The 26,376-nt window shown below is 58.8% G+C and carries 29 protein-coding genes and 5 pseudogenes; 18 read left to right on the top strand and 16 right to left on the bottom strand.

The genetic code is table 11. From position 1 onward, the window contains the following. Positions 1–25: 25 nt before the first annotated feature. From EDE05_RS20210 to EDE05_RS27320, 3 genes and pseudogenes are all read right to left on the bottom strand, one after another. Positions 26–1,093: a class I SAM-dependent methyltransferase gene (locus EDE05_RS20210; protein ID WP_166675485.1), complete on the bottom strand. Its 1,068-nt coding sequence runs from the start codon at positions 1,091–1,093 to the stop codon at positions 26–28. 185 nt (positions 1,094–1,278) lie between these two features. Then, positions 1,279–1,521, bottom strand: a complete 243-nt coding sequence (locus EDE05_RS27325; protein WP_245519952.1) for a hypothetical protein — start codon at positions 1,519–1,521, stop codon at positions 1,279–1,281. Between the two features lie 52 nt (positions 1,522–1,573). Then, a pseudogene (locus EDE05_RS27320) lies at positions 1,574–1,798 on the bottom strand (hypothetical protein); the annotation flags it as partial. 375 nt (positions 1,799–2,173) lie between these two features. On the opposite strand from EDE05_RS27320, the gene EDE05_RS20200 reads away from it, so the two are divergent. Continuing rightward, positions 2,174–3,022 carry a DUF932 domain-containing protein gene (locus EDE05_RS20200; RefSeq protein ID WP_134102616.1) on the top strand — a complete coding sequence of 283 codons (849 nt, stop codon included), beginning with the start codon at positions 2,174–2,176 and terminating at the stop codon, positions 3,020–3,022. Positions 3,023–3,247: 225 nt separating this feature from the next. Here EDE05_RS20200 and EDE05_RS20195 read toward each other — a convergent pair whose 3' ends face one another. Beyond that, entirely contained in the window at positions 3,248–3,469 is a 222-nt protein-coding gene (locus EDE05_RS20195; protein ID WP_134102614.1) for an MbcA/ParS/Xre antitoxin family protein, read from the bottom strand. 447 nt (positions 3,470–3,916) lie between these two features. On the opposite strand from EDE05_RS20195, the gene EDE05_RS20185 reads away from it, so the two are divergent. After that, positions 3,917–4,225, top strand: a complete 309-nt coding sequence (locus tag EDE05_RS20185; protein ID WP_134102611.1) for a DUF736 domain-containing protein — start codon at positions 3,917–3,919, stop codon at positions 4,223–4,225. 97 nt (positions 4,226–4,322) lie between these two features. Here the strand turns inward: EDE05_RS20185 and EDE05_RS20180 are convergent, their stop codons facing one another. Further along, positions 4,323–5,054, bottom strand: coding sequence for a LuxR family transcriptional regulator (locus EDE05_RS20180; RefSeq protein ID WP_134102699.1), 732 nt, complete (start codon positions 5,052–5,054; stop codon positions 4,323–4,325). Between the two features lie 509 nt (positions 5,055–5,563). Here EDE05_RS20180 and EDE05_RS27315 point away from each other — a divergent pair. The 3 genes and pseudogenes from EDE05_RS27315 (at position 5,564) to EDE05_RS27305 (ending at position 7,785) form a co-directional block, all read left to right on the top strand. Then, a pseudogene (locus tag EDE05_RS27315) lies at positions 5,564–6,638 on the top strand (type IV secretory system conjugative DNA transfer family protein). A 213-nt stretch (positions 6,639–6,851) separates the two neighbouring features. Further along, the gene (locus EDE05_RS27310; protein ID WP_245519948.1) at positions 6,852–7,499 is read left to right on the top strand and encodes a nucleotidyltransferase domain-containing protein; all 648 of its coding nucleotides are present in this window, start codon (positions 6,852–6,854) and stop codon (positions 7,497–7,499) included. Positions 7,500–7,518: 19 nt separating this feature from the next. Then, positions 7,519–7,785, top strand: coding sequence for a hypothetical protein (locus EDE05_RS27305; protein WP_134102608.1), 267 nt, complete (start codon positions 7,519–7,521; stop codon positions 7,783–7,785). Positions 7,786–8,438: 653 nt separating this feature from the next. On the opposite strand, the gene EDE05_RS20150 is transcribed toward EDE05_RS27305, so the two are convergent. Continuing rightward, positions 8,439–8,870 (bottom strand): RidA family protein, encoded by a 432-nt coding sequence (locus EDE05_RS20150; RefSeq protein ID WP_134102605.1) that lies wholly within the window; start codon positions 8,868–8,870, stop codon positions 8,439–8,441. An 84-nt stretch (positions 8,871–8,954) separates the two neighbouring features. Here EDE05_RS20150 and EDE05_RS20145 point away from each other — a divergent pair, with 84 nt between their 5' ends. The 6 genes and pseudogenes from EDE05_RS20145 (at position 8,955) to EDE05_RS20120 (ending at position 13,156) form a co-directional block, all read left to right on the top strand. Continuing rightward, positions 8,955–9,674 (top strand): WYL domain-containing protein, encoded by a 720-nt coding sequence (locus EDE05_RS20145; protein WP_134102602.1) that lies wholly within the window; start codon positions 8,955–8,957, stop codon positions 9,672–9,674. Between the two features lie 25 nt (positions 9,675–9,699). Further along, positions 9,700–10,074 (top strand): annotated as a pseudogene (locus EDE05_RS20140) (DUF1612 domain-containing protein); the annotation flags it as partial. A gap of 169 nt (positions 10,075–10,243) precedes the next feature. Then, positions 10,244–10,639: a helix-turn-helix domain-containing protein gene (locus tag EDE05_RS20135; RefSeq protein ID WP_166675484.1), complete on the top strand. Its 396-nt coding sequence runs from the start codon at positions 10,244–10,246 to the stop codon at positions 10,637–10,639. A gap of 241 nt (positions 10,640–10,880) precedes the next feature. Then, a complete protein-coding gene (locus EDE05_RS20130; protein ID WP_245519947.1) occupies positions 10,881–11,441 on the top strand; it encodes a HEAT repeat domain-containing protein in 561 nt (186 codons plus the stop codon). A gap of 356 nt (positions 11,442–11,797) precedes the next feature. Next, entirely contained in the window at positions 11,798–12,466 is a 669-nt protein-coding gene (locus EDE05_RS20125) for a transcriptional regulator (RefSeq protein ID WP_134102593.1), read from the top strand. A gap of 129 nt (positions 12,467–12,595) precedes the next feature. Next, positions 12,596–13,156 carry a hypothetical protein gene (locus EDE05_RS20120; protein ID WP_134102590.1) on the top strand — a complete coding sequence of 187 codons (561 nt, stop codon included), beginning with the start codon at positions 12,596–12,598 and terminating at the stop codon, positions 13,154–13,156. A 604-nt stretch (positions 13,157–13,760) separates the two neighbouring features. On the opposite strand, the gene EDE05_RS20110 is transcribed toward EDE05_RS20120, so the two are convergent. Both EDE05_RS20110 and EDE05_RS20105 read right to left on the bottom strand, forming a co-directional pair. Next, positions 13,761–14,042, bottom strand: coding sequence for a nucleotidyltransferase domain-containing protein (locus tag EDE05_RS20110; protein ID WP_134102587.1), 282 nt, complete (start codon positions 14,040–14,042; stop codon positions 13,761–13,763). Positions 14,043–14,233: 191 nt separating this feature from the next. Then, positions 14,234–14,431, bottom strand: coding sequence for a hypothetical protein (locus tag EDE05_RS20105; protein ID WP_134102585.1), 198 nt, complete (start codon positions 14,429–14,431; stop codon positions 14,234–14,236). Positions 14,432–14,636: 205 nt separating this feature from the next. Between EDE05_RS20105 and EDE05_RS20100 the strand changes: the two genes are divergently transcribed. Next, the gene (locus tag EDE05_RS20100) at positions 14,637–14,879 is read left to right on the top strand and encodes a hypothetical protein (protein ID WP_134102583.1); all 243 of its coding nucleotides are present in this window, start codon (positions 14,637–14,639) and stop codon (positions 14,877–14,879) included. 893 nt (positions 14,880–15,772) lie between these two features. Here EDE05_RS20100 and EDE05_RS20095 read toward each other — a convergent pair. After that, positions 15,773–16,168: a type II toxin-antitoxin system PemK/MazF family toxin gene (locus EDE05_RS20095; protein WP_132413470.1), complete on the bottom strand. Its 396-nt coding sequence runs from the start codon at positions 16,166–16,168 to the stop codon at positions 15,773–15,775. Beyond that, positions 16,161–16,412, bottom strand: coding sequence for a type II toxin-antitoxin system prevent-host-death family antitoxin (locus EDE05_RS20090; protein ID WP_132413472.1), 252 nt, complete (start codon positions 16,410–16,412; stop codon positions 16,161–16,163). Before EDE05_RS20090 ends, EDE05_RS20095 begins: the two co-directional genes overlap by 8 nt. A 182-nt stretch (positions 16,413–16,594) precedes the next feature. Between EDE05_RS20090 and EDE05_RS20085 the strand changes: the two are divergent. Together EDE05_RS20085 and repB are read left to right on the top strand one after the other, a co-directional pair. Next, positions 16,595–16,980 (top strand): annotated as a pseudogene (locus EDE05_RS20085) (plasmid partitioning protein RepA); the annotation flags it as partial. Positions 16,981–17,063: 83 nt separating this feature from the next. After that, positions 17,064–18,058, top strand: a pseudogene (gene repB / locus EDE05_RS20080) (plasmid partitioning protein RepB). An 87-nt stretch (positions 18,059–18,145) separates the two neighbouring features. Here the strand turns inward: repB and EDE05_RS20075 are convergent. Then, a complete protein-coding gene (locus EDE05_RS20075) occupies positions 18,146–18,382 on the bottom strand; it encodes a type II toxin-antitoxin system Phd/YefM family antitoxin (RefSeq protein ID WP_134102580.1) in 237 nt (78 codons plus the stop codon). Between the two features lie 57 nt (positions 18,383–18,439). On the opposite strand from EDE05_RS20075, the gene EDE05_RS20070 reads away from it, so the two are divergent. Continuing rightward, entirely contained in the window at positions 18,440–18,745 is a 306-nt protein-coding gene (locus EDE05_RS20070; RefSeq protein ID WP_245519946.1) for a hypothetical protein, read from the top strand. 685 nt (positions 18,746–19,430) lie between these two features. Here EDE05_RS20070 and EDE05_RS20060 read toward each other — a convergent pair. Beyond that, positions 19,431–19,796 (bottom strand): response regulator, encoded by a 366-nt coding sequence (locus tag EDE05_RS20060; RefSeq protein ID WP_134102574.1) that lies wholly within the window; start codon positions 19,794–19,796, stop codon positions 19,431–19,433. Between the two features lie 35 nt (positions 19,797–19,831). Beyond that, a complete protein-coding gene (locus EDE05_RS20055) occupies positions 19,832–21,274 on the bottom strand; it encodes an ATPase domain-containing protein (protein ID WP_134102572.1) in 1,443 nt (480 codons plus the stop codon). Positions 21,275–21,448: 174 nt separating this feature from the next. Here EDE05_RS20055 and EDE05_RS20050 point away from each other — a divergent pair, with 174 nt between their 5' ends. After that, entirely contained in the window at positions 21,449–22,534 is a 1,086-nt protein-coding gene (locus EDE05_RS20050) for a PAS domain S-box protein (RefSeq protein WP_134102569.1), read from the top strand. Between the two features lie 311 nt (positions 22,535–22,845). Here the strand turns inward: EDE05_RS20050 and EDE05_RS20045 are convergent, their stop codons facing one another. The 3 genes from EDE05_RS20045 to EDE05_RS20035 are packed head-to-tail and all read right to left on the bottom strand — an operon-like array spanning position 22,846 to position 24,553. Beyond that, entirely contained in the window at positions 22,846–23,910 is a 1,065-nt protein-coding gene (locus EDE05_RS20045; protein ID WP_134102566.1) for a tyrosine-type recombinase/integrase, read from the bottom strand. After that, positions 23,910–24,296, bottom strand: coding sequence for a type II toxin-antitoxin system VapC family toxin (locus EDE05_RS20040; RefSeq protein ID WP_134102563.1), 387 nt, complete (start codon positions 24,294–24,296; stop codon positions 23,910–23,912). Before EDE05_RS20040 ends, EDE05_RS20045 begins: the two co-directional genes overlap by 1 nt. Next, entirely contained in the window at positions 24,296–24,553 is a 258-nt protein-coding gene (locus tag EDE05_RS20035) for a type II toxin-antitoxin system VapB family antitoxin (RefSeq protein ID WP_134102560.1), read from the bottom strand. The genes EDE05_RS20040 and EDE05_RS20035 overlap by 1 nt, the downstream gene beginning before the upstream one ends. Before the next feature lie 166 nt (positions 24,554–24,719). On the opposite strand from EDE05_RS20035, the gene EDE05_RS20030 reads away from it, so the two are divergent. Then, positions 24,720–25,673 carry a DUF1403 family protein gene (locus EDE05_RS20030; RefSeq protein WP_134102557.1) on the top strand — a complete coding sequence of 318 codons (954 nt, stop codon included), beginning with the start codon at positions 24,720–24,722 and terminating at the stop codon, positions 25,671–25,673. A 3-nt stretch (positions 25,674–25,676) separates the two neighbouring features. After that, entirely contained in the window at positions 25,677–26,366 is a 690-nt protein-coding gene (locus tag EDE05_RS20025) for an SMC-Scp complex subunit ScpB (RefSeq protein WP_134102554.1), read from the top strand. The last annotated feature ends 10 nt before the right edge of the window (positions 26,367–26,376 follow it).

The following is a 26,376-nucleotide window of genomic DNA, read 5'->3' as shown; positions in this document are numbered from 1 at the left end:
CTCCGAGTGAGGGTTTCCCGTCATTTCACGATGCCAGGCGCTTTGGCGCGAGCAGGGTCATGGTGTTTGCGCTGCGCCAAGCCAGATCCGAAGCCAAGGGATCACCCCAGGAATCAACGATCGCGGCAGGTAACTGGTGGTAGCAATAGGCTGGTGGGATGGCCGGCTTCAACATTAGCGAAATCAGCTCCAACATGGAAGCCCGGGCGTTGGATGACACGATGGTGTAGAAGTTTCCGCTGTTCCAGGTTATCACCGAGTAACGGAAGAACGTTCTGAGCGCCGCGATCGTCGTCGGCAAGTCGACCTGAAGATCGGCCATCGTGTCGAGGACTTCATCCTTTTTCTTGGAGATGTGCCGCGTCGAGAAGAACCGGGATTTGAAAAGCTCGTCCTTTTGCCGCTCGCGTTCCTCATAGACAGCCGGGTCGGCATCCGAGAGTTTCTGCACCTGCACGAGGAGGCCACCAGGACGTATGCGAGGGGCTACAAAATCCAGCTGCATTAGCCGATCACGGTCGTACATCTGAAACGTCGTGTCCTCGAAAAGCACGTCGAACCCATCCCGAAACGGCAAAAGATCCTCGTCGGTCGCGTAGCGATCGTCGTCCAATTCAAAGAACGGGCCGTGGAAGAAGTGCGCGTGCTCGCTTCCCCTCCTTGAAAGAAACGAAGTCTTATTGGCGGCTGTTGGACTGCAGGAGAGCGTCTCGATGCGACCATCGCCAAGCGTGGCGAGCGTGCGCGCAAGGCAACCGGTACCAGTGCCGAGCGTATAGATCCTCGTCGGAGAGGCATTTTGCGCCCAGACCCTCAAGGCGAAGGATAAGATTGCTGGCCCCAGTCGGCATTCTTCTTCGAGCCTATAGGGGATGCTGGCGAAATAATGGCTGTCGAAGTGCCCCCAGAGCCTTCGATGTGTATCGGCGAAAACAGCGGCGTCCAGATCGAAATCAAGCAGGCTCACGTCGAGCTGCGGTTCGGCAAGGTCGGGCGCTCCACCCTGTCCGCTTGCGGTCCTCTCGAAGAATGCCGCAAAGGACGTCAGCCTGGGCGCTTTCTTCCAGCGCTCAATCGTCAGTCGATCCACCATCGCCACCTCCCCATCTGAAAGGCGGAAGCCGCATCCCGGCTTTTGGCGAGATGTTTACGGTTGCCGCCGATATATGGGCTACATCTGCGCACGAGCCGAGAGCCTCGCCAATTTGCCGAATCCGGTAGATTGATCTTTTGAAAAACTGTCATGGCGAAGCGCCCGCGGCCTTAGGACGAGCGAAATCACAGTTCAATCAGCTCGAGAAAGCTCGCCTTGCCAACCGCCTGATGACTTGTGGCGGCACCAAGCTTGAGCCACACCGACCGCAGGTACAGCTTGACGGAGAGTCTTCTGATGCCGAGATCGGCTGCTACTGTTTGGAAATTCGACCTTCGCAAGCAACTGAAGGTATTGGCTTTCGCGTTTCGCAAGATTGAGATCGCGATCGCCCTCCCAAAGGCCGCCAGCAGAAAGCGCCTTCTCATGAAAATATTGGGGCAGGATTTGCAACTCATGGATGGTCGAAGCGCGTAGTCGTAGCCAATCGCACTTCGGCAGCTCCCTGGTGACCGAAAAGAGAGAGCGTTCGCCGTTTCTGCCTCGGACTGGGACCGTCAATCCTCCTAGGCCGATTCCGTGTGCGTGCTTCGTGAAATTTTCTGCACCTGTGCCGGCTGCCAATCGACAATGGCCGGTCAACCGGGAGAAGCCTCCAACGGACGACACGAACCACGGGGTCGATGATACCTCTTGTCGACGCATATTTGAGCCCAAGTCAGAATAGATCGCGCAGTAGTAGGGGTAATGATCGCTTGTCCAGCGGCTGCTTTCGCATCCGGATCGAGGCCCGTTCCGGACCGCCTTGTTCGTTTCCGCCCCTGACATCGCCGACCAGGCCGGTCAAGCGGCCCGTGAAGCCGGTCTATCTTCCGCGCCAGTCCGCAAGCGGACCCGTGAAGATCGCCCGCCTTCCGCGCCACGCCGCTTGACAGTCCTGTCCGCCGCCGTGGGGCGGGCCTTCGCCCTCCCCCCTCTGTCCCGGGGAATGTCAGAGGCCATTCCCCCGGCAAGACCGGGAAGGCTTCGCCCGAGGGGCTTGCCCTTCGGGATGGCAACCGAAACCAACGGAGACAGAATATGACCATCTACACCGAGACCGCCCGTTTCGATACCGGTCGCGCCCTGACCGAAACCGAAATGCGTCGCATCGCACCGTCGATTTTTGCCGTGACGGCCCATGAGAGCCGGTCAGAGCGCTTTAAACCTATCCCGACCATCGAGGTATTGCGTAGCCTTATCACCGAAGGCTTCGTGCCGGTCGGCGCCAAGCAGTCACGCAGCCGCACCGAAGGCAAGGCCGATTTTACGAAGCATCTCATCCGCCTACGCCGCGTCGATGAGGGCAAGGTGTACAGTGTCGGGGACACTGTTTGCGAAATCCTGCTCAAGAATGCCAATGACGGGACAAGCGCCTACGAGCTTATGGCTGGGCTTTTTCGCGTTCGCTGCCTCAATTCCTTGGTGACGCAGACCGGCACCATTGACACCATCAAGGTTCGCCACTCCGGCGACGTACAGCACAAGGTCATCGAAGGTACTTATCGGGTCCTTGGCGAGGCCGAACGCACCCTGGCCGCTCCGCAGGACTGGTCGACCTTGCGGCTGAACCCTGAGGAGGCGGACATTCTCGCCGACGCTGCCCATGTGCTCCGCTTTGGAGACAACGAAGGCGAGAGCATGACGCCGATCAAGGCGCAGCAGTTGCTTGTTCCCCGCCGCTACGATGACCGCGCCAATGATCTCTGGACCGTCTGGAATGTGGTCCAGGAAAACGCCATCAAGGGCGGGTTGCGCGGCGTTGGCCGCGACGAGCTCGGCAGGCCGCGCCGTGTGAAGTCCCGCGCCGTCAACGGTATCGATCAGGATATCAAACTCAACAAAGCCCTCTGGCTGCTCGGAGAAAGGATGGCGGCGTTGAAAGCGTAAGCAGGCAAGCAAGCGCGCCGCCGAAGGAGGCGGCGCAACTCCCTTTGGTTTGCAAGGTTGCGAGCCGGTCCGCCGATGTTGCCGCTTGCCTGTCCCTTACCGCATCGAGCGGTGCCGGCCAGGACGAGGGATGCCCCAAAGCCCCATCCCTCATGCTCCCGTCCCACCCGTCAAATTCAGGATCGCGAGGACAAATCGTCCTGATCGCCGGCCTTATCGAGCTGGTTAACGGATGTCGTCTATATAGTCGAAGACCTCGACTGCGCCGGCATCCGTCTCGATTAGACCCATCGGTCGCCGGCTGCCGGCATGCGAATTTTCCTTGCGCACCCATTTCAGGATTTCCCCCCTCGGTACGCAGCACCGGACAGTCTTCGGCCGTTTCCACCGGCTCCGGTAACGATTGCTTGGCCCGGCGGCTGCTTTCGCATCCGGATCGAGGCCCATTCCGGGCGGTCTTGTTCGTTATTGTGTCGCGTGCGCAACGGAGCATGCGGGACGCCGCCAAAGCAGCACCATTGTTCGGCTCATCCCCGAGCTTGATTTTGATCAGCTGGACCGGGCGGCGGAACGGCCGTTGCAGGGACCCGTCAGGCAGTCGGGGCGTAGCTACCATCGCCGTATGCCCTTGGCCTGGGGCAAGCCACGTCCTTCGCGGGCTCGATGAGGCATGTCTGATCGAAAACCGGCTTCGCCTCGATCGTATTCCCGCAACGGCCTTCCAAAACTTTCTTCCCCTGAGCGCGGTGCGCCCATTCCTCGCGGACAACAAAGTTTCTCCTGGCCGCCCTCCACTCCATTCCGGCCTTTCAGGTGCGGTCCGATCGTCTCCGATCCTGCGACAGCCATCGAGGTCGCGATGGGCGCGGCCAGAAACAGGAAAGGAATACGACAATGGCAACCATCGGCATCTTCACCACCTCGCAAACCGGTCTCAACGGCTCGATCCGAACGCTCGCCCTCAACGTCAAGGTCCGCATCACCCGCATCGAGAACCCCTCCGACAGAGGTCCGCACTTCCGCATCTACGCCGGCAATGTCGAGCTGGGTGCCGCTTGGCAAAAGCGCTCCGAGCAGGATCGCGACTACCTGTCGGTCAAACTTGACGACCCAAGCTTCTCCGCCCCAATCTACGCGACGCTCACCGGGGTCGAAGGCGAGGACAGCTACCAGCTGATCTGGGCTCGCCCCAACCGGGACTGAGGCCCGGAGAGGCCCCGCCGCGAGGCGGGGCCAACCGGCTTTCCCTGATAAATGAAAATCGAAAAGTCGGCCGTCCCGGCGGGCTTGGCGAGCGCAATCAGATTTCGATTAATTCAAGGAAGGTCGCCCTGCCGACCGCCTGATGACTTGTTGCGGCACCAAGTTTCAGCCTTGCCGACCGTAGGTATAGTTTGACGGCGTTTTGCGAGATGCCCAAATCTGCCGCTATCTGTTTAGAGATCCGACCTTTCGCAAGCAACTGAAGGCATTGGCCTTCGCGGCCCGAGAGAGTTCGATAGCGATCGTCCTCCCGAAGACCGCTGGCGGAGAGCGCGGCCTCATGGAAGTAGTGGGAAAGGATATGCAACTCATGAATGCTCGAAGCGCGTAGCCGTGCCCATTCGCGCTTCGGCAGATCGGATGCTACGGAAAAGAGCGAGCGTTCGCCGTTTCTGCCCCGGATTGGGATTGTCAAACCGTGCGGACCGATACCGTAGGAGCGGGCTTCACGAAAGAAATTCTGCACCTTTCTCGGCTGCCGATCGAGCGCGGACCAGTCGACCGGCAGTAACTCCGACCGAACCACGTGAATGACGGGGTCTATGTCGAAATAGCGCTTGTCGACGTATATCTGGGTCCAAGTGTCAGGATAGGTCGTGCAGTAGTAGGGGTAGGGCCCGGCATTGCCTCCACTGTGAACCACGAGGAACGATATGTGTGAAAGGCCGTACCGCTCGCATAGGTTTTGTAGCGCCGGTAGAAGGTCCTCCCGACGCTTGAATGCCCGTAACACACGTAATGACAATGAAAGTCTTGCTTGATCGACCATCTGCAGGAAACGCCAGCTCACTCCCATCTCGCCTCGTCGGGAATCTTGCTCTCCAGATTTTGGCAACCGGATCTTAGTCGTAGGGTTGCACTGAAAAATCGTTCGCCGCCGCTTGGGCGACGACCTGCGGCGGACCCGCAGTTTTGCAGCTCACTCGTGCGGGACTACAGAAACAACTGCGAAGCCCGGCAATCAGGAATTGATTCTCAATCTGGTTGAGGCTCGGACAAAATCTCGTCGGCCGGGAATATGATAAGCAGACTTGGTGCGGTTTTGATATCCGTAAAATTTCGTAGAATTTGATCAAATCGCTGCTTTTGCTGATGGTTGACGGTTTTTTTGCTTACTCGGTGGCGACGTCTTGCGGTAACGCGGCGGCAACGGGGAATGGCGCGCTTACGAAGTGCTCTGCAACTCAAGCGCGCTCCTGGTGGATCGGGCGCGGGCCAACCATTGGCGATCTCACATGCAAGCATGAAGCTGATTTCACCCAATGCCGCCGCTCTCAGATGCTGCTTCTTCCAGAGGCGGTGGATGATTATGTCGGTGCCGAGAATCCTGCACGCTCATCGAAGCCTTCGTTGATGGGCTGGATTTGCAGGCGGCGGGTTCAGTCGCGTGACACCGAAAGCGACCGGCCGCCCCGGCTACGATCTGGCCGATCTGCTGAAGCTCTACATCTACGGCTATCTCAACCGTGTGCGTTCGAGCCGCCGACTGGAAGCGGAAACACATCGCAACATCGAGGTGATCTGGCTGCTTCGGCATCTGAAGCCTGACTTCAAGACGATCGCTGATTTCCATCGCGACAACCGCACCGCCTTCCGTCAGGTGTTTCGCGAGCTAGCGCAGGCAAAAAAGCTACGCCTTCCAAGCCCACCAAGGGCCGGGCAAAAGAAGCGAGCTGATCGATGGCACCGCCTCGACAGCCCTCGAATGATCTCGGTCTTGAGCCAATCGGATTTTAGGTTCGCCGATCTCAAGAGGCGCAATACCACCGTCTTCCTCGTCCTGCCACCGGATCGTCTTTCCACCTATTCCAGATGGCTTCGCCTGCTGATCACCCATAGCCTGATCGAGGTGGCCAGAACCTCGGTCGTACCGGTCACTGAGGCAAAGCCGGTTCTGTATCTCCTCGATGAATTTGCGAGCCTCGGGTTTCTCGCTCCCGTCGAACGCGCCATGGGTCTGATGGCAGGATACGGCGTGCAGCTTTGGCCGATCCTGCAGGACATCCATCAGCTGCGCGCCACCTATGGCAAGCGAGCCGGCACCTTCCTATCGAATGCCGGCATATTGCAGGTGTTTGGTGTCAACGATCACGACACCGCCCGTCTTGTCTCCGATCTGCTCGGACAGGAAACCGTTGTCTTCCAGACGGTGGCGTGGGCGCTCGATTCCGAACAGTCGGGGCTTTCCTTCAGCCAGCATCATACCGGCCGGCATTTGTTGACGCCGGACGAGGTCCGCAACATGGCCGAGCAAAACCAATTGCTGTTTCTGGCAGCACGGCGTCCGATCGTCGCGCGCAAGCTGCGGTATTACGCCGATGCGGAGTTCAGGGGACGATATGATGCGATCTGAACCGGCATTCCTTCGACCGATCTGGCGCGACAGGCCCAGCAGTATGCTCAGCGCGGAGCCGGATCTTCAACCTGCTGGCGGGCCTGGTCTTCCGGTTGTATATCCTTGACGGACCAAACCGAGGATGATGATTGATGGGCATGTCAGGCACTGGTTTGCGAGCGGTGCTTTTTTTTAAAGGATACGGCACGACGAATGGATACGAGCGGTGGCGTGACTGACAACGAAGCCTTGAACCATCTTCCTGAGCGCAAGCGGCGCGAGCTTTCGCGCGCCTTGAAGATCATCTTCGAGGAGTTCGACGCCGCGCAGCAGTCAAAGCTTTCTGAAAAACAGAAGGCCGGGCGGATCCTCAAGGTCATCCTGTTCGGTTCGTATAGCCGCGGCGGCTGGGTGGAGGACCATAAGAGCGGTTACCGCTCCGACTACGATATTCTCGTCGTCGTCAACATGCACAGCGTCGCGGAAGAAAACGAGCTCTGGCATGACGAAGCCTTCATTCGCATCTTCGCTTATTTTGATCGCTACCAGTGGCACCTGGACGAGCGCCCATTGCGCAATGATGACGAGATCAATCCAGATGTTCTAGGATACATCTTTGACAAAGGTCTGGTGAAGTCCCGGGTCGGAGTTGTGCTGGTGACACCCGCGCTGCTACGCCGTCTCCCTGCTGCGGGTGTTGCTGACAAGGAGCTTTCGGCGCTCCTGGCAACCGAGCAGCTCGTACCCATCGTCCACAACACAACGTATGAGGCACTCCGCAATGTCAGCCCTCTTCTGGCGTCGCGAAGCGGCCTGAGCACTGAAGAAGACACGATGGTAGTGGTTGCAGACAAGCTCGCCGAGCTTGTTGCCTCTTAGCCTCATCTGGGATGCGTAAATGCTGAAAACCCATACCCGTCAGGCGAACTGGCGCCGAGCAAATCCGGCCAAATATGATGCTCATCTTGTTGTGCAGCGGGCGGTGAAGGCGGCTGATCTGGAAAAGCAGACATGTAAAGTCTGTGGGACTCGTGCGGTCGATGCTCATCACGATCGATACGACGAGCCTCTGAGGGTACGCTGGCTATGTCGGCTACATCACACCCGTCTACATCACCGCGGCGAGGACATGTTCCCGATCCGAGACCGAGACATTCGAACATAAGAAACCGAAGAATGCTCAAGCAGTTAGCATCTTCTAGGTGGGTGTCGGCAGTTCGAATCCGTTCAAGGCGGAAAGCTCCACCGCTTGTTGGCCTGCTGGCCCGATTGAAGCGTTCAACGGCGGCTCTGCGCTGCCAAATCGGTCAATCAGTGGCACAGAATGCCCGCGAATTTGTGACGATGGCTCGCAAGGAGTTGGAACACGAGTTGCAGCTCCTCAATGAAACAATCCCGCGAAACGAAAAGGTGATAATCATCTCTGGCGCTGCGAAAACCGGATTTCGATCACGCCGTTCAAGCCAGCCGGAACGAAGGGGCTGGCCGCCATCAAATCGGTCATCGGCCAGCGCTGGCCGACGTCCGGCCTTCTTGATATTTTGAAGGAAGCGGCGCCGGACAAGGGGTTTCTCGATGCTTTCAAAACCTCGGCGTATCGCCCTTCCTAAGACTGCTCTGGATTAACGATTACTTCTTTGCTCTATGGTTTCGGCACCAATGCCGGTCTGAAGCGGCCTGAGCCGCATGCGCCAAAGGCACTCTCAAAACTCGAGAGAAATCGGTCCCGGCCTTACGGACCGACCCCGGTTCGCCGGCGACGCAGACCGGGGTGTCCCGCTAAGTGCGGGCACCGACAGGTCGGCGCAGCTCAGGTGCTTAATCCAAGAGAACCACAGCCTCAACCTCGAAAAGCATGGGGTCGATGGCGAGCTTTGGCACCGGAACCAGCGTCTGCGCAGGCAGCTTGGCGCCGAACATCCGCGTCACGTTCTCGGTCAGCACACCCAACTTCGACATATCGTGGTCGACCACGAAAACCGTCAGTTTCACAACCTGGTCCGGGCGAGCGCCGAGCGCGTCGATCACGGCTGCGAGGTTCGCATAGGCTTGCTTCACCTGTTCGCCGAAATCGGACGAGAGTGCGCCGGCCTGGTCCTGTCCGCCTTGCCCTGAGATAAAAGCCAACCGACCGGAAGCAGGGGCGATGACCACTGTGCTGTAGCCATTCGGCGTCGGGTCATGCAGGTGGGAAGGGTTGACGATGACCGGCGTTACACTGGCGGCAGGTGTTTGGCTTTGGGATGTCATGTTCAGTCTCCTTGCTGAGTTGCCAGGACCCGCCTAGAGTAAATCGGTGCCATAATTTGGCACCGATTGTGCTAGGGTCCGCAAATGAACATCCGCCTCAGACATGACGCCATAGTGCGCATCCTCCGGCGCAACGGAACCTCAACGGTCAACGATTTGGCGGAGCAAATTGGCGCTTCCAGGCGAACGGTGCTGCGCGACATCGGAGCGTTGCGTGACCAAGGCTTCGTCATCCATTCCGAATCCGGCCGGGGTGGCGGGCTTCAACTCGACCCGGAATCGGTGCAAACAACTACTCGGCTCTCCGTGACGGAAATGTTTGCACTCATCATCAGCGTTGCGGCAATGCGCGCGGCCCGATCCCTTCCCTTCTCCGATCTCGCCGATGCGGGGCTTGCCAAGATCGAAAAGGCCTTGTCGGCAGAAAAGGTGCGAGACTTGCGTCGTCTCCTCGACTGCCTGTATGTCGGACAGTTGTCGCCCAGGCAGGACATTTCAAACCTGGGTTCAATTGATCCCGAACTGTTGCCTGCCTTCGAGGCGGCATTTCTCCAGCGGCTAAATCTGCGGTTCCGCTACGGTGACGCCAAAGGAGTGGAAACCGTCCGCGAGGTCGAACCACAGGCAATGCTTATACTGCCGCCACTTTGGTATCTCGTGGCCTGGGACTCCGGCCGTGAAGATTTCCGCCACTTCCGCATGGACAGGATCAACAAGCCGGAGATCGTGGCGGGCACACAGTTTCGGCGACGGCACGTGCCCTTCGAAGACGACGTTTGTCCATTCAACGAGATGCCACGCTGAGTACCAGAGCAGCCAGGCCGGGGGGGTATTGCGGGCGACGATCGCCTTCGACGCCTGGAACGTGCTGCAGATCCTGCAGCACGCGCCATGGCCCGGCCGGCTGCTGGCCGCCGAAGCGCTGCGGCAGGCAGGACTGACAACGGCGGCGCATCTGACTGCCGTCAATCTCGGCCTCAAATCCGTCGCCGTCGAGCGGCGCCGGCATCGCGGTCGCGACACAAGGCTGCTGGCGATCGTCAATGGCATCGTCGCGGCCGCGGAGCTCGGCCTCAAGGAGCATGACCGGCTGGGGCTGGCAAAACAGATGATGGAGCGGCGCCTGATAGGCCAGCTATTATCCTCAACTCTGCCCGGCCTCATCGAGCTGGTGAGCTCGCGGCCGCTCGTTTCCGCCGGCATATAGGGCGGTCGAATGCTTGTTCTGGCTCGCGAGATAGCTTTTGGTTCACCGTCAGTTCCTGCCGTTGGGACGGCCACCTCACAGCCGACAGTATTGACTCCCTATAACGCCTTCATTATCCTCTCATGAGAACAATAGGGAATAATGAGGGCGAATGGCAACTGAATTCTTGACCGTTGAAGCTGCCGCTCAACTCCTGCAATTGCATCCGAAGACCGTTCTGCGGTTTATCCGGGAGGGGCGGCTGCGCGCGGCCAAGGTCGGCAAGCAGTATCGAGTGATGCGGTCCGACCTGAACACCTTCGCTGGTTCGAATAGTCCGAATGACGTGCACGAGGCCAGAGCCACCAGCATTGTGGACATTAAAGATGTCGATCCGGCGCTTCTGCAACGCCTGTCAGCCGTTTTGCTCGGAGCCTCCAAAGGCAAAGAACCCTCCGGCGCGCCCATCTCGGTCGATATTGCGCATGACCCCGAGCGTCGCAGCGTCAAGATCATCCTCATCGCATCGCCGGTCGACGCCGCGATGTTGCTTAAGCTCGTTAGCGCATGCCTGGAGGCATGACCGTGATCGACAAAACCGAGGGAGCCGGCACAGGTTATGAACCGGGGTTTCGGGCTGCACTCCAGAGCGAGCAGTCGGCCGAACTGAGTAACAGCCGGTCCGGCCATGAGTGGCCAACCAACCAAAGGTCCTCTCCGAACTTTAAACCGATATTCCGATGAGCCCTCTCGAAGCCGCTTTATCCAACCCCGACCCATCAATGCGTCTCAAAGCGGCCCTCCGAGCGGGGATGAGCCCTTCGTTGCTGGACCTGGAAATCTTGTTGCGTCAATGTGTGGTCGAGCAGGATTTCCAGGTCCGTGAAATGCTGACTTGGGCGCTGATCCGGCTCCCGGCGAATAGAGTGGTCCCGCGCGTGGTCGAGGAACTGGCCCGCCCGGAACCACAGGCTAGGCGCCAGGCCCTCCACACGCTGTCCAAGTTCAAGGATCGGACGGCGTGGCCAGCCGTGGCGGGTCGCCTGGATGACGAGGATCAGGGCGTTGTCCGCACGGCCTGGTATTCGGCCGTGGCGCTGGTGCCCGAAAGCGAGCGCGACTGGTTGGCGGGAAAACTCGCCGCCCGCCTTGGCCACGGAAGCGCCGAGGCTCAGCTCAGTTTGAGTCGGGCCCTTGTTGCGTTGGGAAAGGACGTGATCGCGCCTGTCCTTGCTTTCGCGGCAGAAAACCGAGACGTGGCGGTTCGGCAGCACGTCAATGCGACAGAGCGGTTGCTGCAAGATCCCGATTCTGGGTTCGCCACTTCGCTTAAAAGTGCACGCCGTGAGGTTGCCCTAGGCCGCACGAGATCGACGAAGGGCTGAGGCGTAATGTTACTTAATGGCTTCAATGGTCGACTCAAGGAGGCTTCCAGTCTGCAATGGGCGACTGCGGGGCGGCGGCTTTGTCCGTTTCTTCGCCTGACTCGTTCTGTCCAGAATCGGCCCCAAGTCACCATTCCCTGAGGAGCAATTGCGGTCCTCGGCAATATTGCCGCCGACATGTTTCTGGTAGGGCGCTGTGTTGAATCTGCGTTTAAGAAGACTGGTATGCTTGTACCTGCTCTGGTGGACACAATCGTGATGATATAGACCGCCAGCGCGGGAGCCGCTATTTGCAAGGCTTGTCGCGATGCTCACAGCGTCGGTGAAACACCTCCGCAGGCACCCAGGCTTCACAATTGAAAAAAGTACAACGCAATTTTGCCGTCGAGTACAAATCCGGCCGGCGAAAGACCGAACCGAAATCCAATTCGATCTGGGGAGACATAAACCTCAAATCCCTGTCACAAGATATACTGGAAGAGGCACTGCCATTTTCGCCAGTCGGCTCACCAGATAGCAAAACCGGCGGTGGCGGATCTTTATCTCCCGAAGAACCGGCCGGACCATTATTGACAGTGTCGATCGAGCATCAGACAACTGCATCGGATTTACAGGAGAGCAGAATGGCAGACGAAAACGATACGATCGCTGATGCTGAAGCGCCAGCCGCAGCATCGCCCGATGTGCCCAAGAAACAGCGCAAACCGCGCGCCAAAAAGGCGGCCGCCGAAACGCAGTCTGCAGAAGTTGCGGCGGAACCCGTCGCTGCTTTAAACGTCCCAGCTGGAAAGCAGAGGAGGGGACGCAAGGCCAAGTCTGACGGTGGTGCAATGAGTGCCAAGCGGGGGCCGGTCAAACGTGGTCCGAAGGCTGTGCCAACAGTCGCTGCTCCTTCGCCGGCGGCAATTGACGAGATGGCCGATCTTCTGCAGCTGGAGGAAGAAAACCGGCGACTTCGCAAGCTGCTGGCTGAGAAGCTTCGTGCTGAAAATGCCGATCTGCGGAAGCGGCTGAACCTCGATTGATCTGCAGCACGCGGCCAAGCGCTGGCCGCATTTCATGCTTATCGAGATGTTCACTTTGGCGGCGGTAATTTTTGCCGCCAAGGATTGAACGCGCAGCCTGCATGCAGGGTGGAATAAGAGGTCGACAAAATGGCGTCTCCCTGGAAATTCCTGGCTCGGCTGGTGTCGCCGCGACGGCAGCAGCGGCCAGAAAACGGTTCTGCTGACGACGTGACGCCGGAACTGTTGGCTATCGTCACGCCCTCTGAGATTCCCGCCAGCGAAGGAAGCGTGAGCGCCAGCGATGGACTGGCAGTTGAAGAGCTGCAACTGCAGGATCAAGCCGATGAGACGTTAGCGGATCTTCAGCATTCCACGGCAGTGATCAGCGCTCAGGGGACGGCCGATGTGGAAGGCAGCGACTTCGCGGAGGCTGCTGATGCGGTCCAGTCTGAGAGTGCCGATACGGTTGATCCAGTTGCTGCGAAACCGGCCCAGCTTCGCCAACGCGTCGAGCCAGGTCGTCGCAGACGCGGCAAGAAGGCGAAAGTGCTTGAAGTCGTTCCGCCGACCTCGGCGGATGTTCCCACCGTTAATGACAACACGCTAAGCCTTGATGAAGAGATTCAGCTGCTGCGGGAGCAATTGGCGAGCAAGCTTCAACTGCAAAATGCACAATTGAAGAAGATGCTGGAGCGGTTCGAGCACTGAACCTGCCTGAGTTCTGGGTAAGATGATCAGTCTCAATCCGCTGGCGTGGCTCACGGGATGACCGCCATCGCAAAAGCCGCCGCAGAAACCTCGAAATCAATACATTCAACAGGAAGTGCCCGTCGTCGGCCGATATCCTTCCAGCTTTTCCCTACAGATCTGCTCGACAAGGTTTTGCAGAGCCTGGATCCGTTCGATCAGCAGCGGAGCTCTTCTTCTGCGATCTCGTAGTGCGGCGAATATCGCGCGTCGACATAGGCACGATCGAGCCGCTCGAAGCAGCGTCGGGCAAACTTCGTGTCACGCGACCATGCTTCGATCAGCTTCGGTTCAAGTCATTCGGCTGACGAGCGCAGTGATTTGAGCCGATGCGATTTCGGGCTGTAGACAGTGAGTACGAGTAGGACGCAGTGATAGAGGCGTTCTGTCGATTGATGGCAGTTGATTGCCGCTTCTGTCGGGTTGCCTCGTCGGAGAAGAGAATCTGCTGAATCCCGAACGCCAGTGCGCTTGGAAACCACCGCTCGTAGTAGCCCTTGGCCTCCTCCAAGGCCTCATCTTCATCTAGCGGCTTCGGCGCCACAAACGGATGACCTTCCTTCTCCTAGAGCACGATGCCATCACGAATGATGTCGATGAAGAACGGCCTTCCCCGGGCGAGCTGGTCGTTCACATCCTGGAGCGTGTGCACGATGACATTGACTGGCGTCTCGATCGTCTTTGTCACCAATAGCTCGCGCAAAAAATGATCGGAGACATCGTGCCAGAGCTCGTTTTCCTCTCCGACGCTGTGCATGTTGACGACGACCAGAATATCGTAGTCGGAGCGATAACCGCTCTTGTGGTCTTCCACCCAGCCGCCGCGGCTATATGAACCGAACAGCATGACCTTCAGGATCCGACCGGCCCGCTGTTTCTCCGATCTAAAAGAAGGACTAAGTCTTCTTGGCCTAGTTGCCTAAACAAGCGCCTGCGAGGCGCGGGCGGATTGAGCCGCCATGACTTCTATTACGAACGTCGGTGATGGGAAGGGCAGAGAACGCAAGCTGCGGTTCTATACCCATCAAGACCTCGCATTCACGCAAGCGGTTTGAGTATTGCTTTCAGTTGTTGAGGCTGTTTGATCCCAAAGAGGTACCAGTTCACCAAGTCCCGAGCAGTTGCCGCTGCCGCGTCGCTGTCGAGAGTGATTTGCTTTTCGGCGCAAACTTCCTCGAGAACCTGACGCAAAACCGTCAAGTCCTCATTGTCGAGGGTATCGTAAGAAGAAAACATATCGAACCGCTCCAGCCTCGCCCAACGATGCTGCTGAAGGTTTTTGGTGTCAAAGCGAAAGCTTGGGTGAGGCGACCCGGAAGGCCTTTATCCGCAAGGCATGTTGCAGCCGCAATACACTGGCCGCCGCCAAACACCTCCTTGAATGGCGCCATTCGAATCCATACCTCCGCTTCAAAACAAAAAGGAATCAAGGGAGGGTTAGATGAGTGAATTCTTTGACGCGACGTTTGGGCCGGCGGAGCTCAAGATCCTGGACGCCGCGCTGGAGCAGTGGTGCCTTGCACATTCGATCTCGAGACATTCTCCGGACGCGGCCTTGGCGGCGGAGGTATTCATCAATCTCTTTAGAGAGGGCAACAGGACCTTACCCCAACTCGAGGAAGCCGCTAGCGGCCACAAGTGGCTCAGTGAGGGATGCGACGTAACCTCTGCCTGCTCCTTCTGACATTTGACTGGCTCAGCTTATTGTTGACGGGCAGGAATATCTGTGACTGGCGACAGCGGTCTTCTTCGACTTGTACAACAGTCTAAAACCCTGGTATCAAAACTGGCATGAGCAACATCCGGTGGTGGGTCAGCGCACGTTCGACTTTTGGAAGCTGCAGCCTGCCGAAGACGCGGGTTTCTATTTCTGTCTCCTCGGCAACCTTCACTCGGGATGGAGACAATCATAACGTACCACTGCAGAAAACGAATGCCGTAGCGGCCTCAGTCAGATCGGCGAGCGCCAAACGACAAGCGTGGCTGGTAACGCCGCAGCCTGTCCCGAGCCGCATCGAGCGGAGCGGGCCAGGCGCGAGGGGTGCCCCCTGGCGGCCCACCCCTCGAAACTCCCCACCCGCCCATGAAAAACGGAGCGCAAGCAGCGGGGGCAGTCGATCCCGCTTCCCCTCCGGGCCGCTATGTTTAAGCTCCTGCGGCTGCCCTCATTCCGCTCCCTGCGCAGCGAGAATTCTCGAAATCCAGAGCGTCGGCCGGCGCTATACTGATTTCTCCGATACTCTTCATCTTTTCCGGATCGCTCCGTGCTCGTTTCACGTCGCGCTGGCGCGATCGACAGGTTAAGTCTGCGCGCGAGCGCTGTTCGAATTCGTTTTCCAGCCGCAGTGCCGCCAGGCGGCGCGACCGCGGCCGGAGTGAGCCGGCATCGCAGGCGAGCGGTAGCCAAGCGGAGGAAACCCGCGCTCCCATATAGCGCCGTAGGGTTTTCCGGAGCCTCGTGGGAAACGTCCGCCTGGCCCCAAATGCAGGTCTCCAAGATGGTTCACGTTACCGGGCGATCTTCAGCCACCGCTTGAGTGCGGGGCATTCAAGATCGTTCATCGCCATATCATTCCCCTAAGATCGGTTGACGCCCCTAAGCCGGCGGATTGCGGAAGCTTGCTTGACTGCCGTTGCGATCTTTTCGAGGAAGGCGGTGCTTACACTGCCGATGGGCCGGGTCGAGGCGAAGTCGAAAGCCTTGTCGAGATCGACGCGATTATACTCATCGAGAATGATCCAGCACGGAAAGGAAAGACCGGCGCGGCGGCATTCCATTTCGGAAAAGGAAAGTGAAATGCGACCGTCCTGCGGTTCCTGTGAGGTGATCGGGAAGAGGTAGACAGCACCGGGATTGCCGAGCGCGCGCACGACGATGCAAACCGGTCGCGCCTTGCGGCCGGATTCCTCGCCGGCATCCGCCTGTCTGGCCCACAGATAATGGAAGCGGACGATCTGGCCCCGTTCAAGCATTGCGATCCGCCTCGTCGAGGATTGCATCGATGCCTTCCATCAACTCGTTATGGATGTCGTTGGGAGCATCTTCCAGGAGGTAAGCTTTGGTATGCTGCTCACCCTTCAGGCGCTCATAGGCATCGGCTGTGAGGATCACCAGCTTCTGCTTGCCGCGCTTGGTGAGAGCGACCGGTTCGATCATGGCGGCCTCCAGGATTTCTCCGGACGCCCGGTTCATGTCGGAAAACGTATACTGCTTCATCTTCGGCCTCGATTTTGAAGTAGGTAATTTACGTATTTTATGCGAAATATGCAATAAGATTTCGGCGTGGGGGATCATCCGCTCGGTGAGCGGACTGCGCTCTATACCGATGGCACGGAGCCGGCCCTTTGCCGTCTCCGCCGATCCCGGTGACGACCGCTTGTCCATCGGGCGCTTTGCACCTCATTACCATCCACCCTCAGATGTTGGACATCATGTCGATGAGCCAGTTTTTGATGATGCTCGGCGGGATCATGGGACCGGTCGCCGAGGCAGGCGCCGAAATGCGTGTTCAATGGTTCCGCTACCTCATCACACGATTTGAACCCACGGACATCCCGCAGGCTCAGATGGTCGGGTTCATGCAGTCATGTTTGCACAGCAAATGCCGAGAAACCACGTGCTGAAGTCGACCGCGATTTCCGATGCGTCGATCAAGAAGCAGACTTTGTATGAGGTCGAACGGGGAGAATTCGTCCGGGCGACCTACGACCGAGCCATGGAAAGCCTGAATTCGGCCAATGCGGAGATTGTTGAGCTCATCCACGGTGCCTGGGGGCGAAAATGAGACACTTGTCAGCCGTTTTTTTGGTATTTTACTACGTAATTTCAACGGCTTATTGGCGTTGACACTAAATCTGGAGGGTATTCATGTCTCGTGAAAATCCTTTCGCCAAGCTGGATATGGCGTCGATCTCGGCAAACCAGACGCCGACCAAGCCCGGCTATGGCATGACGGGGGCTGCGAAGACGGTGGTCCGCTCCATCGAGGACATGGCCGAGAACACCAAGAAGCTTATGGAAGGTGAGGTTATCGTGGATCTTGATCCGCGACTGATCGATGTCTCCTTCGTGGCCGACCGCCTTTCGGACGATGGGGAAGAATTTCAGGAGTTGCTTCAGGCGATCAAGGAAGCAGGACAGACGACGCCTATCCTTGTTCGCCCGAGTTCGACAGACGCCAAGCGATATATGGTCGTCTTCGGGCATCGTTGCCTCAGGGTGGCTCGTGAGCTTGGGGTTCCGGTCAAGGCAATCGTCAAGCAGCTCGACGACACCACCTCGGCCATCGTTCAAGGCCAGGAAAACGCGGCCCGGTCAAACCTATCCTTCATCGAGCGCGCCTACTTCGCACAGAACCTGATTGGCTCAGGCATGACCAAGGAAACGGTTCGTTCCTCGCTCGCCATCGACGAAGCAATGCTCTCGAAGATGCTCGCGGTGGTCGAGGCAGTGCCGAGATCAGTAATCGCGGCATTGGGAGCGTTCAAGAAAATAGGGCGCGACCGATGGCTGAGCCTTCGTCAGCTTGTTCTTGCCCCTGCCCTGTCGAAGGTAGCAGTGGAGTTTTCGGAATCCGCCGAATTCCGAAAGCTTTCTGAGAACGAGCGCTTCGATACGCTCCACAACTACCTGAAGCGGTACAAGTCAAATCAGCCGCGAGAAAGCCGAAGACTCAAGTCCCTGTCCGGGACTGGACTTCGACCGATCGCGCATTGAACATGGTGATGAATTCGAAGGCCAAGAAGGTTGCCATCGAGCTTACGAATGTTGAAGCAAGGCCTTTCAGCGAATGGCTGTCTTCACACATCGGTAGTTTGTACGAGGAATACAAAGGATCGAAAACCGAAACAAACGGAGACTGAACCGCAAAAGAAAAAGGCCCCCGAACGGCGAACCGTGGAAGCCTCTCTCGTCATCTCTAGCAGGATCGAGAATCGCATTTCCCGGAATCACACCAGGCCCGGCTCCATCCGCGAAGCTTCGATGGCTGCGAGTTCATCGTCACCAAGGGCTGCCGAGAGTTCAACCCGGCGATCCCGTTTCGCCAGCCGGAGATAATCCTCATAAGCTATCAACACCGTGCGCGGGCGGCCGTTCTTGGTGATGATCAGCGGCTCACGGACAGCGGCATCCTGATAAGCCCCGAAATTTTTCGACACCGCCGCAGCGGTTACTGTGGATGTCATGGCAAAACTCCTTTGTTCCGTAATATCATCTCAATGCCGAACTGTTGACGGAAAAGCATGCTGCCGACTGAACCAAAGGTCGGCTGGCTCTTCCGATATTCTTATATCTGGCATTGGCAGCATCTCGAAGGACGGGAGGAGGCAGACAAAGACCGTCCGGTGCTTGTCCTGGCGATCGTCGCTACTCTGGAAGACGGAACGCCGGCCGTGAGAGTTTCCCCCGTCACGCATTCGCCGCCATCCGACCCGCAAGACGCCGTTGAAATCCCGGCTGCCACCAAGCGGCGTCTGGGTCTTGACGACGAACGCTCCTGGATTGTTCTGACGGAAAGCAATCGGTTTGTCTGGCCTATCGTACCGTAGATTTGCGAACGCGCTGCGGGCTTTCTCGGACGTCCCGATAGACCCCGGGACGGTGGCCTCATTACAGGCGGTTGGCCTTTTGCCCAGCCCAGACCGCCATTAGTGCTGAAGGCGGTTTCTCCGCTCCAACAGAAGCTCGTGCTCTATAAGCGTCCTCCCCGCCGCGCTGAGTGCGATGCCGTCGCCTTGATCGATCAACCCGAGATGAAGGAGCCTTTGTTCGTTCTCCTTAAGCGCCACGTCTTCAGCTCTGAAAAGATGCAGAAGAGCGCGCCACTCTTCAAAAGAAACGTCCCGTCTGCCTACCATGATTTAGCCTCCTCTAACGCAAAACCGCAATAGCACGGTCGCGTGCGTAATGGTTATCTAAAAGCCACCATCTTGATCCAAAAGCGGGCTGTGACGGGAAGAACGTCATCCACCACACGCCGTTTGGAGCTGAGAGATACCCGTGTCTGTCCTGGACTCGCGCATCGCACGCTCGAATGGCATGGGATCGCCGCCGTTGAACCGATTCATCGCCACGCTGCAGAACAAGGCGCGCAGTCATCCTGTTCCTCTCTCGGCCAGCGCGCCCGATGATCTTTGCTAAGTCTTTTTCAGTGTCCTGGGTCATAGGTTCAGAACTGCCGGCAGGAGAACCTGTTCCGCCATCTGCTGCAAAATCCGGAACTTGCTGGCTGGTTCAATCTGGTTCCGCCAGGAGCGCTCTCACTGCTGCGATCAACTTCTTCTCGTTGTAAGGCTTGTCGAGGACGACATCGAACACGTCTGGATTGGCGCGACCGATGCTTCCCTGTGCTCCACTCGTCAGAATGATCGGAATGTGCGATAGCTCACCGTCTCCGCGCATTGCCTGAGCCAACTCTAGCCCGGTCATCAGCGGCATCATGAAATCTGTAATTACCAGCGAAGGACGCTTTTCGCGCACGAGAGCCAAGGCTGCCTTGCCATGTGATGCCGTGGCGACTTCGTAACCGGCATCTTCCAGCATGATGGCCAGAACGTCAGCGATCAGGAACTCATCCTCGGCGATTACGATCAATGGCATCTGTTGCTGCTCATGCTCTTTCAGCCAGACTTGAATCAATTCGGTGAGGGTGTCGCCACGCCGGTGGCTGCGCCGATCACTGCCTCGAGCGGCGCGGAAACCGCTATCCCACGAGGTCCAAACTCGATCTCCCGAATGACCGGCTCATAGGCGCTATCCCTCACCTTGAGCACCGATATGGTGCGCTTGTACCGCGAGTCGATCTCTACATGGCGCAGCATCACGAGATTATCCAGGAGGCTTGAAATCTCCGGGCCCGGAGCCGCCACAGTCGGGCCGAACAGGTCCCGCAGTTCCCAGGTCGCAATGGTGGTAACGCCGAGCCGACGTATCTCGTTCATCAACGCTGCAAAAAATTCCACGAGCCGCGGCGGGTGGACGGCGGCGCGCTCAAAACCGCCCAAACCATCGATCAGCAGGCGCTTGACGCCGCGCGTCCGGATCGCATCAAGCAGACGGTGCCCGAGCTTGTCGAGCAGGTTCTCGGTCATCGGGTTCCAGATGACTTCCAAGGCGCCGGATTCGAGTGGCGTGTCCAGATCGACGCCTAATGCGCGCGCTTTGGCCCGAAGGCGGGCCGGTGTTTCGTAGAAGCCGAAATGTAATCCAGGTTCTTCCTTGCTTGCCTGGCTTAAGAAGTTGAGTCCCATTGCGGTCTTCCCACAGCCGGAAGGACCGAACATCAGCGTGACCGAGCTGCGAGGAAGGCCGCCACCCATTAATCGATCCAGTCCATTTGTGCCGCTTGAGAGGGGAGGGGGAGGATTATGATCATCCGGAGCAACCGTCGGAGCCACGATTGCTTCCATTCGCGGGTATGCAGTGATGCCGGCCGAGGTAATCTCGAACTGGTGGTACCCGCCGAGAGCGGCACTTCCTCTCGACTTCCTCACCTGAAGGCGCCGTACGGCTCTTACACCGGATAGCTCATCCTTAAGCTCTATGACGCCGTCGACCATGGTGTGTTCGGGGCTATCTTCTGCAATCCGGGTGCTGGTGAGGAAAAGAACGGTGCATCCAACAAACGCGGCCTGGCTCTGGACTTCGGCGACGAAGGTCTTGACGTCGAGCTGCGTGTCGGCCCGATCGCGAGCGCTGAGGAGGCCGTCAAAGACCAGCAGCGTTGCTTCTTTCCTGGCGATTTCCTGGCGGATCAGGCTCACAACAGCGGAAAGGCCTTCATCCCTCAGTGTCTGGAAGACGCTGACATAGGTGATGGAAGTCCCCAGCTGCGCGTTGTCGAAGAACTCCAGCGTTCCGAGCGACTGAAACAGCCGGTCATGGGTCTCGGCGAGAAGGGTGACGTAAAGCACCTTGCCCCCTCGCGAAAGGTTGGCAAAGGCGACCTGGTTGGCGAAGATGGTTTTGCCCGCACCCGGGTGGCCCTGGATGATGTAGGATGCGCCTTCCACAAGGCCGCCTCCAAGAATGGTGTCCAGACCGGATATGCCGGTTGATAGTCTTGGAAGTTCGTTCATCGCGATGGTCGTCCAGGATGTGGGGTTCGGCCGCACCGTAAAACCGTCACGCGATTTTGCAACAGCCGGGCGATACAAAAGCCTTTATTTCTTGGCGTGGGGAGCTAATGTTCCCACGGGAGTAGGGCTCTTTCCATCCAACTTTTCGATAACATCCCAGGGTACGTAACGCCAATGGCAGACAGACATGATAGCGGCGATGGCGACGGAGCCGACGGACGCTTCCGGCCGCCTGATGCTGCCGCAGGAGCGGATAAGCCGGAGCACGACGCGGCCGCCTTCCTGGCCGCTATCATTGAATCCTCCGAGGACGCTATCGTCAGCAAGTCCCTTCAGGGGATCATCACCACCTGGAACAAAGGCGCCGAGCGGCTTTTCGGGTACACCGCCGTAGAAGCTGTCGGAAAGCCGGTTACGATCCTCATTCCTGAGGATCGGCTTGACGAGGAGCCGGCGATCCTCGCACGAATCCATGCCGGGGAGCGGGTCGATCATTTCGAAACGATCAGGCGTCGTAAGGATCGCACCTTACTCGACATTTCGCTGACGATCTCGCCGATTCGCAACGGCGACGGCAGGATTATCGGAGCCTCGAAGATCGCCCGGGATATTTCGGATCGAAAGCGCGCAGCGGAACGCCAGGATCTTCTGCTTCGAGAGATGCATCATCGGGTCAAGAACCTGTTTGCCATCACCGGTAGCATCATCACCCTGGCGGCCCGCACCGCGCAGAGCCCGGGTGAGCTCGCCTCGACAATGAAAGACCGTCTTGTCGCCCTCTCGCAAGCCCACGAGATGACACTGCCGAGCTTCACCGGCGACGAAGCGTTTCAAGAGCGTTCGACGACTCTGTCCCAGCTGTTGTCCAGCCTGCTCTCACCGTTCGGCCAAGGTGAGGAACGACAGTGGCACCTTCACGGAGAAGACGCACCGATCAGCGCCGAACGCGTAACGAGCCTTGCACTGCTCTTTCATGAATATGCGACCAATGCCGTAAAATACGGGTCCCTATCCAATGCGGACGGGCGATTGGACGTGACGGTGGCCGCGCACGGGGAAAGCCTCGAGATCTCGTGGCTTGAAACGGGCGGACGACCTTCTGGTAAAGCCGAACCAACAGATGCGGGATTTGGTACGAGACTGGAACAGATGATCGTCCGCACCCTCAATGGAGAAGTTTCAAGAGAGTGGCAGCCGCAGGGCCTCCTGATCAAAATGTCAGTGCCTCGCCGCGTTTTCGATCCGCCAGCTCAGGCTTAGGCCTGCGCAGATTGGATTGGCAAAGTCGTGGTAGTGCCGATAATAGGCGTTAGGGCGCCTCCGCCAAAATGCTGCGACGCACAATATTCACTTGAATCTTTGTGCGACGCAGTTTATGTTGTTGTTACTAGGCCGCCCACCTCCTCCCAGGCCGCCCTGTGCGACTGGCAGCACTCCTCCTCCCAAGTTGTCCGTCATAATCGAAGCCCGGTGCACCTCCTCCCGCACCGGACTTTTTCGTTGCGTTGGGAGGATGCTCGAATTCGATTGTTATCGAGCGCAAAATATTGGGAGGGGAGGGGCCGCTGTTTCTAAAGTCCTGCGGCCTTCGTCAGGTTGACCTTAATCCTTTCACGCCGCCGCTGATACCGGCGGGTCATCTCTGCCGACGCATGACCCAGCTGCTTTTGCACATAGCGCTCATCGACTTCGGCAGAGGAGGCGAGCCCCGCCCGCAATGAATGGCCGGAGAATTTGGTGGCCCGCTCGATCTCGCTGAGATCGCCGCGAATGCCAGCGGCCGTCGCGGCACGCTTCACCAGTCGCGCCACTTCCTTGTCGTTCAGCCGTTCCGGCCCAACCGCTTTCCCTTGTCCCGTGACGCGACGGAAGAGGGGACCGTGGGCTAGCTTGGCGAACCTGATCCAGGTCTCGACAGCCGAGACCGGGCAGGTGGCGTCCGACGATCCTCGGCCAATCTCGACCTCGCGCCAACCGGTCTTGCCACGGAGCGTCAGCAGCATCCCTTTGTCCATGACCTCAATCCAGCCGCGGCCGTCTTCGGTCTGATGCGCCTCGAGATCGAGGCCGACGATCTCGGATCGCCGAAGTCCGCCGGCGTAGCCGATCAGCAGCATGGCCCGGTCGCGCATGCCGCGCAGGCTGCCGCGATCAAGGGTCTCGAGCATGGCAATAATGTCGCTGGCCATGACCGCTTCTTTTTGAAGCGGCGGACGGGCATGACTGTTGCGGATACCAGCCATCACTGTAGCGATGTGCCGGTCCTTGCGATCAAGCGTGAGACCGCGTTGCGCGTAGCTCCACGATAAAGACGACAGGCGACGCTCAATCGTCGAAACTGAATTTGCTTTCATACCGCGCTCGGCCGTGCCGGAAGCGCATGCTGTGATGTAAAGGCCAATTGACTGCGGATGTGGGAGGAGGGGGGAAAGATTGGAGCGCCGGCACCAGGCGGAAAAATGTTTCCAGTCGGAAGCATAGGCTTTTCGGGTATTGATGGAACTAGCCGCCTCGATGTAACCGCGAGCGCGATCGGTAAGATCCTGCAGATGGCGCGGCAGGCTGGAACCCGTCGGGGCAGGGGAGGGGGCGGGCTGATTCAGGCCTTCATCCATTGTGGTTTCGTCGATCGTCATCATGCCGCCTTGACGTCTGTGTGTTTGAAGTCTTCTCCGATGAAGAGCAGGGCGGCATCTGCGCGTTTGGCCAAGGCGTAGGAAAAGCAATCCGCGAAATTCAATGCGGCAGGATGGCGACCTTTACCGTAGACGAGCCAAGCCTGGGTTGCCAGATCGACCAACTCGGCATCGACCGGAATGATCTCGGCTCCGATCTTCGTGAGCCAAAGATCGATCTCGGCTAGGACATGCTCGCCGCGTCGGCTGACCATGACCATACGCGCTTCAAATACGCATGTCGCCGGGATCAGTCTGATCGGATCGGCGACAAGCGCACACTCCAGTCGTTCTGCCTGCGGCTCGTCGCGCAAGATTGCGACGATGGCCGACGTATCGATGACCATCAGTTCGGAATTCCGTGTTCATCAAAACCGACGATGTCTTCGTCACTGCGCTTCTCCAGTTCCGGGAGCCGCGCTATCCTCTTGCGGACGGCACGTAGATCAACAAGCAAGCGGTCCTTCGGGATCTCACTATGGCCAAGACGGTGAAGGCGCTCGGTTAGGGCCTGGTGTATAGCTGCGGTCTTGCTGATCCCTTGGCGTCGAGCGAGCTCATCGACCAGCGCTACCGTTGCTGGATTTTTAATATTGAGCGACACGACAACCTCCAGAAATCTACCTTTTCATGACTTTCTACCACATTTACTTGCGCTCGTCAAATACGTCCGATAATGCAAGATTATCGGACGTATTTATTTCTCGACAGGCGCGGCGGTTTTGGCCGTTATTGGTTGCCAAAAGCGCCGTTCTCGACTAGCTTGCATTATGGCCGCTCGACCGCGAACCCTGCCTGATCCCCCGCCAATCTTCCCGCCCGTGCCTGACTGGGCACGGACAGCGGGGGCGCGTCAAACCGCTGGAGACGCGGACCTTTTCGCTGGCGCAACACTCGCAGGCATTCATCCGATCGCCCGCAGCGACCACCCCCTTGGCCAACTCTGGCGGCAGCGCCTAGCGTTGATCTCGGCCGAAGCCGTCGTCCGGTTGCAGGGCCGCACCGAAGATGCGGCAGCGCTGCGCGATCATCTCTACCTGACTCGGCCCGGTGATGACCCTGGCCCGGCCGGGCGGCTGCTGCAAGCCTGGCGGGCACTGGCCAGGGGACCGTCGCTCGGGCCGGCATCGCTCAACGCCGAATGGCCGGTGATCTTCGCAGATCTGTTGTCAGTCACCATCGACGAACCGGCGCAGCAGGCGATCAATACAGCACTGACGGCGAGCGTGGGAACCAGGAACCCGATCGAGGCGGCGAGCGCAGCGGCCGCGGCCAGTTTGCAGCTGCGTCCCGATGGCCGCCCGCTTGCGCTCTGGCTTGCCGATGCGGTGCTGGCCCGGCGTCTGAACTGGCCGGTCCCGGTGCCACTCTTTGCCGCGCATCTGAAGCGGGACGACTTGCGCCTCGCCGCTGGTCCGCGTGCCGATCCCCAACGGTGGCGCACCGCCTGCGCCTTTGCTTATGGGCGAGGGGCGATAGTGGCATTTGATCTGTACGCCGATCTGGCGCGGCGTGCGACCCGGCTACTCGCATTGGCGCCGCAATTGCGCAGCAAGGACGCCGACGCCATGGTGGCGATTTTGATCAGCGAGGATGCGCAACCCGCGCAGACCGGCAGGACGGTGAGCGACCGCTCCAGCCGGCGGCTGTTCGAGCGGCTGGTGGCGCTCGGTGGCGTGCGTGAACTGACGGGCCGCCCAACGTTTCGCCTGTACGGACTTTAGGCGATGGGACGGCGGCCGCGTCCGAGAGAGGAACTTGATACGGAGCTTACCGATCTGCCGCCGGAGCTGCGCTGGCGCGAATGGATGGGCCGGGTAGAAGCGCTGATTTTCGCGTCCACTGAACCGGTGCCCCGCGAGACGCTGGCCGGGCTGGTGGGACGGGACTGCAGCATCGATCTGCTGATCGACGACATTCGCGACGAGCTGCGCGACCGGCCCTACGAGCTCGTCTCGGTTGCCGGCGGCTGGCAACACCGCACGAGGCCTCGGTTCGCAGACGCGATCCGCAGCGTCACTGGATCGGAACAGCAGACGCGGGCCTTATCGCAGGCAGATCTGCTGGTGCTGGCGATCGTCGCCTATCATCAGCCGATCACCCGTGGGGAGATCTCGAAGATCACCGGCAAGGAGGTCAGCCGCGATACGATTGCCCATCTCCGTTCGCTGGAGCTTGTTTCCTCCGGTCCCCGCAGTCCGCAGCCGGGCGCGCCCTATACGCGGGTGACCACCAAGACCTTCCTGTCACAGTTCGGGATGGAGAGCCTGCGCGACCTGCCGGACATGGGGGCGCTGGAGGACGCGGGTCTGCTTAGCAAGATGAAACTGCTTACATCCGACTTTCCGATCGCAATCGCGGACGAACCGGACGAAGACGAAGGTGAGGTCGATCCGCTGTCAGACCCGTCGGATTGACGAGGGCACG

This window comes from Neorhizobium sp. R1-B, assembly GCF_004368875.1.
GTDB lineage: Bacteria > Pseudomonadota > Alphaproteobacteria > Rhizobiales > Rhizobiaceae > Neorhizobium > Neorhizobium huautlense.
The sequence above is the reverse complement of the archived record's forward strand: the minus strand, read 5'-3'. Positions and strand labels throughout refer to the sequence as shown.

Excerpts from the sequence above, each read along its gene's own strand:
- EDE05_RS20210 (WP_166675485.1), bottom strand. The coding sequence starts at position 1,093 with ATGGTGGATCGACTGACGATTGAGCGCTGGAAGAAAGCGCCCAGGCTG.
- EDE05_RS27325 (WP_245519952.1), bottom strand. The coding sequence starts at position 1,521 with ATGAGAAGGCGCTTTCTGCTGGCGGCCTTTGGGAGGGCGATCGCGATC.
- EDE05_RS20200 (WP_134102616.1), top strand. The coding sequence starts at position 2,174 with ATGACCATCTACACCGAGACCGCCCGTTTCGATACCGGTCGCGCCCTG.
- EDE05_RS20195 (WP_134102614.1), bottom strand. The coding sequence starts at position 3,469 with ATGGGCCTCGATCCGGATGCGAAAGCAGCCGCCGGGCCAAGCAATCGT.
- EDE05_RS20185 (WP_134102611.1), top strand. The coding sequence starts at position 3,917 with ATGGCAACCATCGGCATCTTCACCACCTCGCAAACCGGTCTCAACGGC.
- EDE05_RS20180 (WP_134102699.1), bottom strand. The coding sequence starts at position 5,054 with ATGGTCGATCAAGCAAGACTTTCATTGTCATTACGTGTGTTACGGGCA.
- EDE05_RS27305 (WP_134102608.1), top strand. The coding sequence starts at position 7,519 with ATGCTGAAAACCCATACCCGTCAGGCGAACTGGCGCCGAGCAAATCCG.
- EDE05_RS20150 (WP_134102605.1), bottom strand. The coding sequence starts at position 8,870 with ATGACATCCCAAAGCCAAACACCTGCCGCCAGTGTAACGCCGGTCATC.
- EDE05_RS20145 (WP_134102602.1), top strand. The coding sequence starts at position 8,955 with ATGAACATCCGCCTCAGACATGACGCCATAGTGCGCATCCTCCGGCGC.
- EDE05_RS20120 (WP_134102590.1), top strand. The coding sequence starts at position 12,596 with ATGGCGTCTCCCTGGAAATTCCTGGCTCGGCTGGTGTCGCCGCGACGG.
- EDE05_RS20110 (WP_134102587.1), bottom strand. The coding sequence starts at position 14,042 with ATGCTGTTCGGTTCATATAGCCGCGGCGGCTGGGTGGAAGACCACAAG.
- EDE05_RS20105 (WP_134102585.1), bottom strand. The coding sequence starts at position 14,431 with ATGTTTTCTTCTTACGATACCCTCGACAATGAGGACTTGACGGTTTTG.
- EDE05_RS20100 (WP_134102583.1), top strand. The coding sequence starts at position 14,637 with ATGAGTGAATTCTTTGACGCGACGTTTGGGCCGGCGGAGCTCAAGATC.
- EDE05_RS20095 (WP_132413470.1), bottom strand. The coding sequence starts at position 16,168 with ATGCTTGAACGGGGCCAGATCGTCCGCTTCCATTATCTGTGGGCCAGA.
- EDE05_RS20090 (WP_132413472.1), bottom strand. The coding sequence starts at position 16,412 with ATGAAGCAGTATACGTTTTCCGACATGAACCGGGCGTCCGGAGAAATC.
- EDE05_RS20075 (WP_134102580.1), bottom strand. The coding sequence starts at position 18,382 with ATGACATCCACAGTAACCGCTGCGGCGGTGTCGAAAAATTTCGGGGCT.
- EDE05_RS20070 (WP_245519946.1), top strand. The coding sequence starts at position 18,440 with ATGCTGCCGACTGAACCAAAGGTCGGCTGGCTCTTCCGATATTCTTAT.
- EDE05_RS20060 (WP_134102574.1), bottom strand. The coding sequence starts at position 19,796 with ATGCCATTGATCGTAATCGCCGAGGATGAGTTCCTGATCGCTGACGTT.
- EDE05_RS20055 (WP_134102572.1), bottom strand. The coding sequence starts at position 21,274 with ATGAACGAACTTCCAAGACTATCAACCGGCATATCCGGTCTGGACACC.
- EDE05_RS20050 (WP_134102569.1), top strand. The coding sequence starts at position 21,449 with ATGGCAGACAGACATGATAGCGGCGATGGCGACGGAGCCGACGGACGC.
- EDE05_RS20045 (WP_134102566.1), bottom strand. The coding sequence starts at position 23,910 with ATGACGATCGACGAAACCACAATGGATGAAGGCCTGAATCAGCCCGCC.
- EDE05_RS20040 (WP_134102563.1), bottom strand. The coding sequence starts at position 24,296 with ATGGTCATCGATACGTCGGCCATCGTCGCAATCTTGCGCGACGAGCCG.
- EDE05_RS20030 (WP_134102557.1), top strand. The coding sequence starts at position 24,720 with ATGGCCGCTCGACCGCGAACCCTGCCTGATCCCCCGCCAATCTTCCCG.
- EDE05_RS20025 (WP_134102554.1), top strand. The coding sequence starts at position 25,677 with ATGGGACGGCGGCCGCGTCCGAGAGAGGAACTTGATACGGAGCTTACC.